The organism is Solibacillus sp. FSL R5-0449, assembly GCF_037975215.1.
GTDB lineage: Bacteria > Bacillota > Bacilli > Bacillales_A > Planococcaceae > Solibacillus.
On record NZ_CP150239.1, the window covers coordinates 1,521,736 to 1,534,451 of the forward strand.

The following is a 12,716-nucleotide window of genomic DNA, read 5'->3' on the forward strand; positions in this document are numbered from 1 at the left end:
GGGGTACCATGCTGGACAAAGTTTTTAGTTGGCCTATGATTGTGGCATATTTCGTCGTAGGGAATATGTGGATTTTATTACTGATCGCATTTGAAGTGGACAAGGCTTGGATTATTCTGAATCCAATAAATCTTACTTTTGCTTTCAATATCATTTATGGCGTTACATATCAGGTGAATTCTAGAAGATCGGATAAAAGATCTTACGATTAAATTAAACTATTTAGTAATAGAAAGGAAGGCGTCCATTGTCAACAGGGCTGATACATCATATTGAACTGTATGTTTCGGATTTAAAAAGTTCCATCAATTTTTGGGGTTGGTTTTTAGAGGAACTGGGGTATGAGTCTTTTCAATCGTGGGAAAGCGGACATAGTTGGAAACTCGGAGCTACCTATATCGTATTCGTGCAAGCGGAAGAACGATTTTTGGATGTCCCTTACCATAGAAGTCGCGTTGGTCTAAACCATTTGGCTTTCCATGCAAATTCCCGTCAACAAGTAGATGCTATGACAAAAATGTTGGAAAGTAAGGGGGTTAAAATCCTTTATACGGATAAACATCCCTATGCAGGCGGGGAAAATTATTATGCAGTATTTTTTGAAGATCCTGATAGAATTAAGGTTGAATTGGTAGCTCCATGACCTTTCATTTATACGCCATAAATGAAAAAGGAACGCCTAATGGATTATAGGTGTTCCTTTTTCACATGTGCTATACAAAAGAATCTATTCCTTGCGCATAATAAAGCTCAAATGTCTGCCTGTTGAACGGTCCTGTCGGTGGGAAAATCCATCATCGTCCATAAATGTGCACATCCGGTCAATCGTAATATTCTCTTCCGGCACACCTGCAAGCAAGCACTGCTTCTTCACAGTCAATTGGTTATCGATATGGAATTTATTCGTTTCATTATTCCAGTACATAAATTCGTCCGCATATCCGAGTGCTTTGAATTTTTCCTGCACATCGGCATCCACTTCGAATTTTTCCTGGCTGATTGCAGGTCCGATCATTACTTTCACATCACTTAAATCACAATTTTCTTCTTGCTGTAAATGCTGCAGCAGCTTCAATGTAATTTCCTTAATCGTCCCTTGCCACCCGGAATGAACGGCCCCAATAACATTTGTTTTTTCACTATAAAATAAAACCGGTACACAATCTGCGGTAAAGCTGGAGATCACGACATTCGGTTCATACGTATACAGTGCATCGGTCTCGGGAACAGCGGATGCATTGTCGATAGCTCCTTTGCCGATTTCGGATTTTTCCACACGGAAGAAGTTGGCGCTATGTGTTTGATTGGCGCATACAAAATCGGTTAACTCCGTTTGCAGCAGTGAGGCAAGCTGTTGGCGGTTTTCGATAATATCCGCTTCGTTTTTGCAGACATGGAGTGCCATATTATTGTTCTCGGGAAATGCAGGATCTTTTAATGTTATGCCTAATACGCGTTTTTCATTATTTTCATAAAATTTTATCTTCATTTTATCACCCCCTGTACTATACCCGTAAAAGCAAATTTTGTATAGGCAAATGGTGTTTGGTATAATGATGAAAAATAGGGGGAATGTGATGAAGAGTTGGCAAATCATTTTAACAGGTTTTTTACCTTATGTCATGGCGGTCATTGCCTTTATCGCATTTTCATTGCCTTATGTGAATCATATGTTCACATTCGGAACGGCCGCGTCCATTATCATTTATGTTTTGCCGATTTATTTTTTTGTCGTGATTCCCTGGTATTATGTCCTGTACATCATGCGTAAAAATTACAGTAAACGGGCACTTTACTTAACAAGCTTTGTTTTTTGTTTTCTGCAGCCAGTCGTATTCGGATACTTTATGAAAGCACCTATTGGCAGTGAGAAATTCTTATTTTTTGTATCACCACCGTTAATAGTAGGTATAATGGTTAGTACATTGTGTATTAACTGGTTTTATAAGGAAGATTTGCAGCAAGCGACAAATGGAAGGGGAGAGCCTATTGGAATTGACGATTGAATGGCAATACATGACAAAGTCGAAGCAGGAAATTACATGGCGAAGTGAGGCAATTCCGGCAGCACATGCCTATACGCTTGTACTGGATATGGAAAATACAGGACGTACAAAAAACATCGTAATGACTGATGAACATGACAGTACATGGACATTGAAAGAGCTGAAAAAATATTTGAAATCTCTTGAAACAGAACCTAGCGAAGTCGAAGTGTACTTTGATGGCGGATTTAATAGAGAAGAAAAGCTGGCCGGTTTAGGAATTGTCGTCTATTATAAACAGAATGGGAAAAACTATCGCTTGCGGACGAACCAGCTGGCGGAGTATTTGACATCAAACAATGAAGCGGAATATGCAGCATTAAATCTTGCAGTTGAACAGCTTGAAGAAATGGGTGTCCATCATCAAAAAATTAAGATTTACGGCGATTCCCAAGTCGTCATTAATGAAATGAACGGTGAATGGGCAGTAACCGATAGCGTTCTCTCCACATGGGCGGATAAAATCGATGCGAAGTTGCAAAAGATTGGGCTCCGACCGGAGTATCAATATATCGACCGCAAACTAAATGGTGAGGCGGATCAGCTAGCGAATCAGGCACTACAGGAAGTCGAAATATACGCGGATATTGATATACGAAAAAGTAAGAAAAGATAGATGAAGGAGGATCTTTATGATTCGATCTGTTGGCACAGGGAGTTCAAGTTTAAATAATCAGACACGTCCCCGAAATTTACAGCAACAAACTACAGCCTTCCCGAAAATCGGTGAAGAACAAAGTGTCGCACGAGAGCAGGAAAAGCTGCGAACTGATGAGGCCGAAAGAGGACCAGTAATGGTTGGAGTCAAACCGAAAGCACAGCTGAAATCCATTTTTGATGAGCCAAATGGTGTTGTGAAACTGAACGCGGACGGCGACAAATTGGAAGTTAGTAAGCGTGCAATCTCACTCGCAAAAGAAGTGCTCTATACGTAAAGAAAAAAGCTCCGCCGGAAATATTTCGGCGGAGCTTTCGTTTTACATGTTATTGTTGTTTTTCAAATGCACGTTCACCAGCAATACCTGGTTGCGTTAATTCGAATGGATTTAAAATAATATCGAGCTGCTCAAGTGTGAAATAGTTGTACATTAAGCAAAGTTCGCGTACAGATTTACCGCTATGCAGTGCTTCGCGTGCAATTTGGCTTGAACGTTCATAGCCAAGGTGCGGCGCAAGTGCTGTAATAACACCGATTGAACGCTCTACAAAATCATGCAGACGCGCTTCATTTGCTTCAATATGATCCAGGCAGTATTTTGTAAATACTGTGAAGCCGTTTGTCATAATTTCAATTGACTGTAGCAGATTAAATACGAGAACTGGCTCCATTACATTCAGCTCAAATTGTCCTGCTTCTGAAGCAAGTGAAATCGTTACATCGTTACCAATTACTTGGAACGCGATTTGGTTGATAACTTCCGGCATAACCGGATTTACTTTACCTGGCATAATTGAAGAACCTGGTTGACGTTCCGGTAAGCGGATTTCTGCGAAACCGGCTTTTGGACCTGATGCCATTAAGCGTAAGTCATTACAGATTTTCGACATATTCATCATGGCGATTTTTAGCATAGATGATACTTCAGCATACGTATCGGTGTTTTGTGTACCATCGATTAAATTGTCTACTTTAATGAACGGGAAACCACTATAAGTCGCGATGTTTTCTACTGCCATTTTCATATATTCAGGGTCCGCATTCAGGCCTGTCCCGATTGCAGTTGCACCGATATTGATTTGCAGCATTGTTTGCTGCGCTTTTTTGATTCGGGCGATATCACGAGAAACAACGGCAGCATAGGCACCGAATTCCTGGCCTAAACGTACTGGTACAGCATCCTGTAAATGCGTACGACCCATTTTAACGATTGAATCGAATTCTACTGATTTTCTGATGAAGCTATCGCGCATCATTTCCATTGCCATAATTAAATTATTTAATGTAGAAACTGTTGCAATGTGGATAGCTGATGGGAATGCATCGTTTGTTGATTGCGCCATATTGACATGGCTGTTAGGACTAATGATTGAATAAGTACCTTTTTCTTCCCCTAAAATTTCAAGTGCCCGGTTAGCGATTACTTCATTGGTATTCATGTTCATTGAAGTACCTGCTCCGCCCTGAATTGGATCTACAACGAACTGGTCATGTAATAGTCCTGAAATGATATCATCTGATGCTTGTGCAATTGCATTAGCAATTACTGGATCCAATTTGCCGATAGCAGCATTTGCAAGTGCTGAACTTTTCTTTACGATGGCAAATGCACGAATTAATTCAGGGTGCATTGTCATTTTAGTAATCGGGAAATTTTCTAATGCACGAGTTGTTTGAACGCCGTAATAAACGTCCTTTGGAATTTCTAATGTGCCTAAAAAGTCTTTTTCAATACGTGTACTCATTTGTACAAACCCTCCAAGAGAATGGTGTAATAGTTGGATAAACAACTACATTATACGCCATATTATAATAAAAGCTTACTTGCTGAATTATTAGTTTATTTAACGTTCTCACGTAAGTTTAAATTAACCAATATTAACAAATATAATGAGGGAAATTTCGAAACTTTTTTACTTTTTATACGACTAATTAGGAAAGGGATGAGGTGAATGTCAATGAAGAGATGGTTAAGTTATATGCTGGTCATTGGAATGATCTTAGTTCTAGCGGCATGTAATACAAAAGAAAATGAAAATGAAACATCATCCGATCCAACCGAACCTGTACAGAAAGAAAATGATGAAAATAAAGTAGATTATGAATTACTGTTTCATTTAGATACGATACCTCCTGAGGTAGGTACGAGTATTTCAATTGTCCAGGATGAAAAGCTGTATACGACTTGGGCCGATATTTTTGGCTTTGAATCCGTTCCACCTGTCGATTTTGAATCAGAGGAAGTACTGTTTGTCACAGGGTATTCGGATGGTTGTGGAAGAGAAATTGAAAAAATCGAAAAAGATGGGGATACTTTAGTCATTACGTTAAACTATCCGGAAGATCTTCGCAGTGAGGAAGACATCGCCTGCACAGAAATAGCTTTGGACAATACGTATGTTGTCAAAATGAAAAAAACCGACACAACAAAGGGTAAGCTGATCGATATCAATCGAACAATCTATGAAGAGGATAAAACGGTTCAGGAAAAATTGAAGTAAACAAATACAGTAATACGAGGGCTACCAATTCCTCTATATAATATTACACTGAAAATATTGAATTTTCGGTGTAATATTTTTTTCGTCATGATTTTTCTGCAAGAAGAAAACATTATGTTGGGAATAAGGTTAAATTGCTATTTAGATAATAACCGGCTCCGAACTTCCATTGTAAGACGGGCAAAAAATTGGTAGTATGAATTATCGTACAATAATAGTATTGAACGCGAACTATAGGGAATTGGAAGATGCCAAGGACCTATAGGCAACTAATTGCATACATATCAAGCGTTGATCGTCGTGGATAAAACTACTGGCGGGAGCAGTTTCTGGAGAGAGCGCGATAATCCGCGTCGCCGAAGGGTTCACAATCTCAGGCAAAAGGACAGAAGAGTAATGAGAGACGCTTTTCTTTAATAGTGGATGTAAATTCATTGTTTATAGAAAGGTACTCGATAGATGTCACAGATTTTTGAAATCTGGACGCGATTTTACAGAGGTGAAATCGATTATTCTTAGACACAGGGACTGGCATAATATCAGTCCCTGTTTTAATTCCAGAAAAATTTACTTGATGGACCGCGATGATGTACTTATTATTTTGCGCTGTGTAAACAGACAAAATACTTATCCTTTGGAGGAATCGTTTTGGAACAACAAGAATTAAAGCGCGATCTGAAAAATCGCCACGTTCAGTTAATCGCGATTGGAGGAACAATCGGAACGGGGTTGTTTTTAGGGTCAGGTAAAGCGATCTCACTTGCAGGACCTTCTATTATCTTTGCATACTTAATCGTTGGAACCGCACTATTTTTCGTCATGCGTGCACTTGGCGAATTGCTTTTATCAAAAGGCGGCTATGCTTCATTTACCGAGTTCGCCACTGAATACTTAGGGGATTGGGCAGGTTATATTACCGGCTGGACTTACTGGTTCTGCTGGATTATGACGGCAATGGCGGACATTATCGCTGTCGGCATGTACACGCAGTACTGGTTCGACATCCCGCAATGGGTACCGGCTATTGCATGTTTAGTTGTATTGCTTTTTTTGAACTTATTGACGGTCAAACTGTTCGGAGAGCTGGAATTTTGGTTTGCGTTGATTAAAATTATCACAATTGTGGCGTTGATCGCGATAGGTATTGTGTTATTGATCATTGGCTTTGAAACAGATACAGGCAAAGTGGCTGTATCGAATTTATGGGAGCATGGCGGATTATTCCCGAATGGTGCATTTGGATTTTTAATGGCGTTCCAAATGGTAGTCTTTGCATTCGTTGGGGTTGAATTAGTAGGGGTAGCGGCTGCTGAAACGGCAAACCCGCCGAAGAACATCCCATCTGCGATTAATAAAATTCCCGTTCGAATACTGCTGTTTTATGTAGGGGCATTATTCGTCATTTTAACAATCAATCCGTGGGATACATTAAGCGCAGCAAGCTCGCCGTTCGTTCAGGTTTTCGCATTGGTAGGGATCCCGATTGCTGCAGGGTTAATTAACTTTGTTGTACTGACATCAGCTGCTTCTGCAGGGAATAGTGGGATGTTCTCAACGAGCCGAATGCTGTTCAGTTTAAGTAATAATAAACAAGCACCGAAAGCTTACGGTAAATTAAACAAAAATGCGGTGCCGCAAAATGGTCTGTTATTTTCTGCAGTTGTCGTTTCAATCGGTGCACTGCTAAGCTATATGATGCCGGACGATGCATTCAGTATCGTGACAACAATTAGTGCGATTTGTTTTATTTGGGTTTGGAGCATTATTCTGATTTCGCATATTATTTACAAAAAGCGTCATCCGGATTTACATAAAACTTCAATTTTCAAAGCACCTTTAACACCATTCATCAACTATTTAATATTGGCATTCTTTTTGTTTTTATTAATAATTATGGGCATTTCCGAGTCTACAAGAACTTCACTGCTCTTAACACCGTTATGGTTTATCGCGCTATTTGTTCTTTATAAGATTCGTAAGAAATAAAGAGTCGAAAAAAGCATTTTTCTTTTAGAAAGATGCTTTTTTTCATTGTAAAATTGATTTCCATTCCGGGGGGCGGATTTTATTAGAACAATAGAGAGCTTTATTAGAAGAACCTTAAGTGATATTAGAAGAACCGGACAGGATATTAGAAAATCCTTAAATTTGAGGTCTAGAACAGTCTATATAGCGGGTAAAATGGGCGAGAAGAAGCAGTGTCTGGATTTTATTAGAACATTTGAACGGTTTATTAGAAAATCGAGACAGGATATTAGAAGAAGTACATACTTTATTTGAACATCCTGGACACATATTAGAACAAACCGCACTTATATTAGAAAATCGGCAATATATTAGAACAAATAAAATTATATTGGAACTTCTGTGGATATATTAGAAATTCAGGCCCCTCTCCCCGCTGCACAAAAGTTTTACAGCAGTAGATAATAGTTCCATAAGTAATCAAGTAAGCTCCTCCTTTATAAACAATGGTTTGTTGTTCAACAGATGGAAATAGACGATACATGCAATGACAACGCCAATCAAAGCGAAGATGCTTGTTGTCAGCTGAATTGTGTAGATTTCCGCCAAAAACCCGATGATTAAAGTTAAAGAGATTTGCATCAAGCTTTCAATCAATCCTAATGAACTGCCGAACCGTCCCATTATTTCAGTCGGGATTGTTTGCTGGTAAAATGTCGCGTAGCCTGCATTGCTGAACGCCATGAACAGTCCGAGTAGAATAAATGCAGCGACCGCAATCATTAGATTCGACGAAAAGTAAAATATAAAGTAGGAAAGTAATGTACATGTAAACCCGACGCCGATGTACGAGACGAGCGACAGTTTTTTCACGAATCGGGCAGCCAAATAGCCACCGACAATGGCACCGATTCCTGTTATTCCTACAATGATGCCGTATACAGAATCCGTCACTTTATGAAAGTCTTTTAAAAATGACATTTCCTGTGAATCGAGTGAAAAACAAATCATCAGTGCTGTTGAATACAAAACGAAAAATTTAAGCAGCGATTTCTGTTGCGAGATAAATTCCCACACAGTCCTAAAATCATTTCGGATAACAATAAGTGTAAGTACAGTTGACTGCGTGGATGACTTGATTTCCTGATTTGGCAGTAGATACATCATAAATGCGCTAAACAATAGCATAAACCCATTCACCCACATCGCCGTCGCAGTACTGCTCATGGCGATTATGGCACCACTTAGCGCAGGCCCGATCATAAAGCTCCCTGAACCGAGCATGCTGTTGATCGCATTAAAACGCAGGCGATCATTTGGCAAAACAAGTTTTGTAATCATAAATGTACTGCTCGGATTTGCAAAACAGACGGCGATATTGGCCAAAAAGATCAAACAGTAAATAAGCCAAATTTCCGAAAGCAGCGGCATCAAAAAGACAATCCCGGCGCGGAAAACATCACAAACAATCAAGATCATCCTTTTATTCGTTCTGTCGACGATCGAGCCGGCAAAAAAGCTGCACAAAATGCGGGCAATCGGACCAATAATATAGATGCCCGCGACAGCAGCAGGTGACTCGGTCAAATGCCAGACTAATAGATTGAGTGCGATCAAGTAAATCCAGCTGCCCAGTTTTGAAGCACCAAACCCGAACCACAAATAAAAATACTCTTTTTTTAACTCCAAATCCTAACCCCCTAGCTGCTCATTCGCTGCCGTATTTTTTCACTTGCATCTAGTGCCTGCTTAAAGCAGTGGCTTGCCTGTTTATAGGCGTGTAGCTGCTCGTAAAACCCTGCCCATAATGGAGCATAGAACAGAGTTAATGAATAATACTGCTGTTCGCTGAAATGTGGAAAAGCTTCCTCCTCCAGCAATTTTAAGCCGCGGATCGTAATCTCATCTTCAACCGCATATGCTAGCAGTCTGCGCTGATAAATATGATGAGGTACAATAAATTGCTGTTCTTCATAGCGTTTCAACAGGATATGCAACTGATCGAAATCCTTTTGCGCAAAGCATGTGCGCATCCAGTTAATGGCTGAATGCAAATCTTCATCATAGTCATTTGCCGATTTATAATGTTTGGCTGCTTCTGTAAAGTTTTCCTGGCATTCGTAACAATACGCAATATTGTTATGCAGTGAGCTCCATTGCATCGGTGTTTGAATGGAAGGGACATTCGCAAGCAGATTGAGCCCTGCTTCAAACTCCTTTAGCGCTTCCTGGAATCGATGTGCATCATTGAAAATTACACCCTTCATGGAGTAAAGCTTCAGCTGAAACAACGGTTTATACTGGTGGGTGAAAAACTGCTGTGCCATTTCAATATGTTCGAGCGCTTTTTGCAACTTGTAGCTTCGGTGATTCGCAAAAGCGATATGATAATGGTAGTTAGCCAGTTCAAAAGGATGAGCATTGGATAAAAATTGTGACAGTTGATCGTTCTCTTCTTTAATAGACAACTGCTCAAATTCCTGAAAAGAAAGATGCCCGAAAGCGGTAATCGCTACAAATAGCTGGGTGATCCGGTCTTTCTTCCAGCTGATGAACGGTTCCATTTCAAGAAGGATTGTTCTCGCCTGATCATCTTCTTTTATCGAATATAGGAAGCGAGCATACACAAGCTTTGCCATCAGCTGCTGTTCAAGTGGATGTTCATCATTTTGCATAGCGGTTAATTGTTCAATTTCATCTGCAGTAAGCTCTATATTCGACAATAATTTTTCGTATAACTGCTCCAAAAAAGTTGTTTGGCCTTGGAGCTGTTGTTCTAGCTTATTCAAATCGATGCCCAGATTTTTAAATAGCTGCTCATACATCGAATGCTCTGCGACGACGATTCCGTTTTCAATCCGGCTTAAATATGAAGGCGTACAGATGCCGAAAGCTACGTCATCTTGTTTTTGCTTCTTTTTTTGCCGATAATATTTTAATAACTTTCCCCAAGCTTGTTCATTAGTTTCCATAAAAACACCTCACCGTTAGTTTACCAAAATAGTAAGCAGGAATATTGCGAATTTTCTTTAGAAAGTGCACAATTAACGGTACGAAAATGGTAAACTTACACAAATCTTTAATGGTTTACATATTTTAATTGCATATTCGGAAATAGCTCTATATGATAAGAAAATAAAAAAGGGTTTATTGTTTTAAATGGGAGCTTAGATTGGAGAGATAGTAATGTTCTTTTATGAAGTAGATAATGAAATACAATTAAAATTAATTACACAAAATGATGCAGAAGAAATCTTTGCTTTCATTGACCGTTCACGTGATTATTTACGTGAGTGGCTTGGTTGGGTAGATAATACGAAGACTGTTGAAGATACACGTGATTTTGCCGCGATGAATTTAAATAAATTCGCAAAGCGTGAAGGTTTGGATACAGCGATTTTTTATAAAGGGCAATTTGTCGGGAAAGTATCGATTAATACGATTAACTGGTCTCTGAAAAAATGCGAGATCGGCTATTTTTTAGATGAAGGATATCAAGGGGAAGGCATTATGACACGTGCTGTAAAAGGCATCATTGATATCGCCTTCAACGAATATAAGCTTGGAAAAGTCGAAATTCATGCTGCTGTTAACAATACGAAAAGCCGTCATATTGCGGAGCGTCTTGGTTTTATGCATGAAGGAACAATCCGTCAGGCGGAATGGCTGTACAATCATTATGTCGATCATGCGGTCTATGGTCTGTTGAAAGATGAATGGGTTGGAGAATATTAATAACGGGTTTCGGGGTTGGGACAGAATTAGTTCCAGTTCACGCAAAAAGAGAAATTGCACAATGCAATTTCTCTTTTTTGCGTTTTATAAAGAAAATATTGGAAGAGGTGTTATCCTCTTACCGCATACTTCCTTAAATTTGTGGCCATTAATGCCAAACCTATTTCGTTAGTAACTTTCGATTTTCCACGAACAGAAAATCGACGGAAACACAAATTAGCCTTCAAGAATCCAAAAACTGGCTCCACGTCGATTTTACGTCGACGATAAATGGCAGCCGTTTTTTCTTCTGAAAGCTTCGCTCTTACTTCTTCTTTTTGTTTTTCCCATTTCTCATTAATCATGAGTCTTCGATTTTTACCTTCTGCAGCTTTTGTACATTTTGTACGGAAAGGACACCCTGTACATTCCTCACATTCATAGATTTTAAATTCTCGTTGGAAACCTGCTTTATCCGTACGAACAGAATTGTATTGGAATCTTAATCTCTTTTCATTTGGACAAATGTAGACATCGTTTTCTTTCTCATACACCCAATTACTTGTCTTAAAAGGGTCATTTTTATATTTTCGCTTCTGTTCGTTCAAGTATTGATTAAATGTAATGAGTGGAGTTCGTTTGCGTTTGTTAAGAATATCATGGTAATTCTGTTCACTGCCGTATCCGGCATCCGCTACAATATGTTTTGGTAACTCAAAATAATTTTCTTCAATTTGATTAAGAAATGGAATAAGTGTTTTCGTGTCTGTTGGATTTGGAAATACATCATAAGCGAGTGTGTATTGACCTTCAGTAGCGATTTGTACATTATAACCTGGCTTCAATTGACCGTTTTGCATATAGTCATCTTTCATCCGCATGAATGTTGCTTCATGATCCGTCTTTGAATAACTGTTACGTGTGCCAAACACTTCAAAATCTTTTTGGTATTTCTGCTTTCTTATGATCCAATCATGTACTTGTTTGAGGATTTGCTTTGGTGTTTTTCGTTCGCTACGTAATCTTTTTCGCTCAATGACATCTTCAGAATGTTCTATTTTGCTTGTATAGTCGTCGACTACTTCTTCTAGGTGATGTGCTACTTGAGTTAACTCTTCTATCGATAACTGCTCATCACTTTCACGTTTGATTTCAGGAATAATTTGATGTTCCAATAACTCATCGTAAAGTTTATTTGATTTTTCTACGAGGTTGGTATGATGTTTTTCCACTGATTTTTTCCAAACAAATGTGAACTTATTGGCATTTGCCTCAATCTTTGTGCCATCGATAAAAATCGCTTCTTGATCGATGAGTTTTTCTTCAACTAGCTGACAACGAAATTGTACAAAACATTGGCGAATGAGTTCCTTCATATTGGGATGTACACGAAAACGGTTAATAGTGCGATAACTTGGTTCATATCCTTGGGCAAGCCACATCATACGGATACTGTCTCTTGTCAGATCCTCTATTTTTCTTCCTGAAAAAGTGGATTGTGTGTAACCGCATAAAATCAGCTTTAGCATCATACGTGGATGATATGATGGACAACCAGTATGGTGAATAAAAGGAGCGAAAGCTTCGTTCGGAATGCTTTCGACCAAATGATGGATAGAAAAGGCAATATCATTTTTATGTAACTTTACTTCTAAATCTAGCGGTAATATAATTTGATTCATGTTATAATCTTTAAACATAGGGACACTTCTTTCGTTTGAAATTTGGTTGTAGGATACTTAAATTTTAACAGAGAATGTCCTTTTTTCATGCCTGAAATTATGCAGAGATTTACTTGATATAGAAGAAAAATTAGTTGTTCGGAGTGAAGGC

At 38.9% G+C, this 12,716-nt stretch carries 12 protein-coding genes and 1 riboswitch; of the genes, 7 read left to right on the forward strand and 5 right to left on the reverse strand.

The window, feature by feature from the left end:
- Positions 1 to 247 precede the first annotated feature (247 nt).
- Positions 248 to 643 (forward strand): VOC family protein, encoded by a 396-nt coding sequence (locus MKY27_RS07360; RefSeq protein WP_339199074.1) that lies wholly within the window; start codon positions 248 to 250, stop codon positions 641 to 643.
- Between the two features lie 84 nt (positions 644 to 727).
- Here MKY27_RS07360 and pgeF read toward each other — a convergent pair whose 3' ends face one another.
- Positions 728 to 1,489 (reverse strand): peptidoglycan editing factor PgeF, encoded by a 762-nt coding sequence (pgeF, locus tag MKY27_RS07365; protein ID WP_339199077.1) that lies wholly within the window; start codon positions 1,487 to 1,489, stop codon positions 728 to 730.
- 88 nt (positions 1,490 to 1,577) lie between these two features.
- On the opposite strand from pgeF, the gene MKY27_RS07370 reads away from it, so the two are divergent.
- From MKY27_RS07370 to MKY27_RS07380, 3 genes are read left to right on the forward strand one after another with little or no spacing between them, the layout of a single operon-like run.
- On the forward strand, positions 1,578 to 2,006 hold the full coding sequence (locus MKY27_RS07370) for an ATPase (protein WP_339199079.1): 429 nt from the start codon (positions 1,578 to 1,580) through the stop codon (positions 2,004 to 2,006).
- Positions 1,990 to 2,661, forward strand: coding sequence for a reverse transcriptase-like protein (locus MKY27_RS07375; RefSeq protein ID WP_339199080.1), 672 nt, complete (start codon positions 1,990 to 1,992; stop codon positions 2,659 to 2,661). Before MKY27_RS07370 ends, MKY27_RS07375 begins: the two co-directional genes overlap by 17 nt.
- Before the next feature lie 16 nt (positions 2,662 to 2,677).
- On the forward strand, positions 2,678 to 2,980 hold the full coding sequence (locus tag MKY27_RS07380) for a DNA primase (RefSeq protein WP_339199082.1): 303 nt from the start codon (positions 2,678 to 2,680) through the stop codon (positions 2,978 to 2,980).
- Positions 2,981 to 3,029: 49 nt separating this feature from the next.
- Here the strand turns inward: MKY27_RS07380 and aspA are convergent, their stop codons facing one another.
- Positions 3,030 to 4,448 (reverse strand): aspartate ammonia-lyase, encoded by a 1,419-nt coding sequence (gene aspA / locus MKY27_RS07385; RefSeq protein WP_339199083.1) that lies wholly within the window; start codon positions 4,446 to 4,448, stop codon positions 3,030 to 3,032.
- 213 nt (positions 4,449 to 4,661) lie between these two features.
- On the opposite strand from aspA, the gene MKY27_RS07390 reads away from it, so the two are divergent.
- Positions 4,662 to 5,204 (forward strand): dehydrogenase, encoded by a 543-nt coding sequence (locus MKY27_RS07390; RefSeq protein WP_339176217.1) that lies wholly within the window; start codon positions 4,662 to 4,664, stop codon positions 5,202 to 5,204.
- Between the two features lie 319 nt (positions 5,205 to 5,523).
- Positions 5,524 to 5,603: riboswitch (glycine riboswitch) on the forward strand.
- Between the two features lie 249 nt (positions 5,604 to 5,852).
- Positions 5,853 to 7,190 carry an amino acid permease gene (locus MKY27_RS07395; protein WP_339199084.1) on the forward strand — a complete coding sequence of 446 codons (1,338 nt, stop codon included), beginning with the start codon at positions 5,853 to 5,855 and terminating at the stop codon, positions 7,188 to 7,190.
- Between the two features lie 459 nt (positions 7,191 to 7,649).
- Here the strand turns inward: MKY27_RS07395 and MKY27_RS07400 are convergent, their stop codons facing one another.
- Positions 7,650 to 8,858, reverse strand: coding sequence for an MFS transporter (locus MKY27_RS07400; protein ID WP_339199086.1), 1,209 nt, complete (start codon positions 8,856 to 8,858; stop codon positions 7,650 to 7,652).
- Positions 8,859 to 8,869: 11 nt separating this feature from the next.
- Positions 8,870 to 10,141 carry a sugar-phosphatase gene (locus tag MKY27_RS07405; RefSeq protein WP_339199088.1) on the reverse strand — a complete coding sequence of 424 codons (1,272 nt, stop codon included), beginning with the start codon at positions 10,139 to 10,141 and terminating at the stop codon, positions 8,870 to 8,872.
- Positions 10,142 to 10,355: 214 nt separating this feature from the next.
- Between MKY27_RS07405 and MKY27_RS07410 the strand changes: the two genes are divergently transcribed.
- Positions 10,356 to 10,904: a GNAT family protein gene (locus tag MKY27_RS07410; RefSeq protein ID WP_339199090.1), complete on the forward strand. Its 549-nt coding sequence runs from the start codon at positions 10,356 to 10,358 to the stop codon at positions 10,902 to 10,904.
- A gap of 110 nt (positions 10,905 to 11,014) precedes the next feature.
- Here the strand turns inward: MKY27_RS07410 and MKY27_RS07415 are convergent, their stop codons facing one another.
- Positions 11,015 to 12,583, reverse strand: coding sequence for an IS1182 family transposase (locus tag MKY27_RS07415; protein WP_339196489.1), 1,569 nt, complete (start codon positions 12,581 to 12,583; stop codon positions 11,015 to 11,017).
- Positions 12,584 to 12,716: the final 133 nt, after the last annotated feature.

What these genes read in the sequence shown, in the direction of transcription:
- MKY27_RS07415 (WP_339196489.1), bottom strand. Translation starts at nt 12,583, where the DNA reads ATGTTTAAAGATTATAACATGAATCAAATTATATTACCGCTAGATTTA.
- MKY27_RS07410 (WP_339199090.1), top strand. Translation starts at nt 10,356, where the DNA reads ATGTTCTTTTATGAAGTAGATAATGAAATACAATTAAAATTAATTACA.
- MKY27_RS07370 (WP_339199079.1), top strand. Translation starts at nt 1,578, where the DNA reads ATGAAGAGTTGGCAAATCATTTTAACAGGTTTTTTACCTTATGTCATG.
- MKY27_RS07405 (WP_339199088.1), bottom strand. Translation starts at nt 10,141, where the DNA reads ATGGAAACTAATGAACAAGCTTGGGGAAAGTTATTAAAATATTATCGG.
- pgeF (WP_339199077.1), bottom strand. Translation starts at nt 1,489, where the DNA reads ATGAAGATAAAATTTTATGAAAATAATGAAAAACGCGTATTAGGCATA.
- MKY27_RS07380 (WP_339199082.1), top strand. Translation starts at nt 2,678, where the DNA reads ATGATTCGATCTGTTGGCACAGGGAGTTCAAGTTTAAATAATCAGACA.
- MKY27_RS07390 (WP_339176217.1), top strand. Translation starts at nt 4,662, where the DNA reads ATGAAGAGATGGTTAAGTTATATGCTGGTCATTGGAATGATCTTAGTT.
- aspA (WP_339199083.1), bottom strand. Translation starts at nt 4,448, where the DNA reads ATGAGTACACGTATTGAAAAAGACTTTTTAGGCACATTAGAAATTCCA.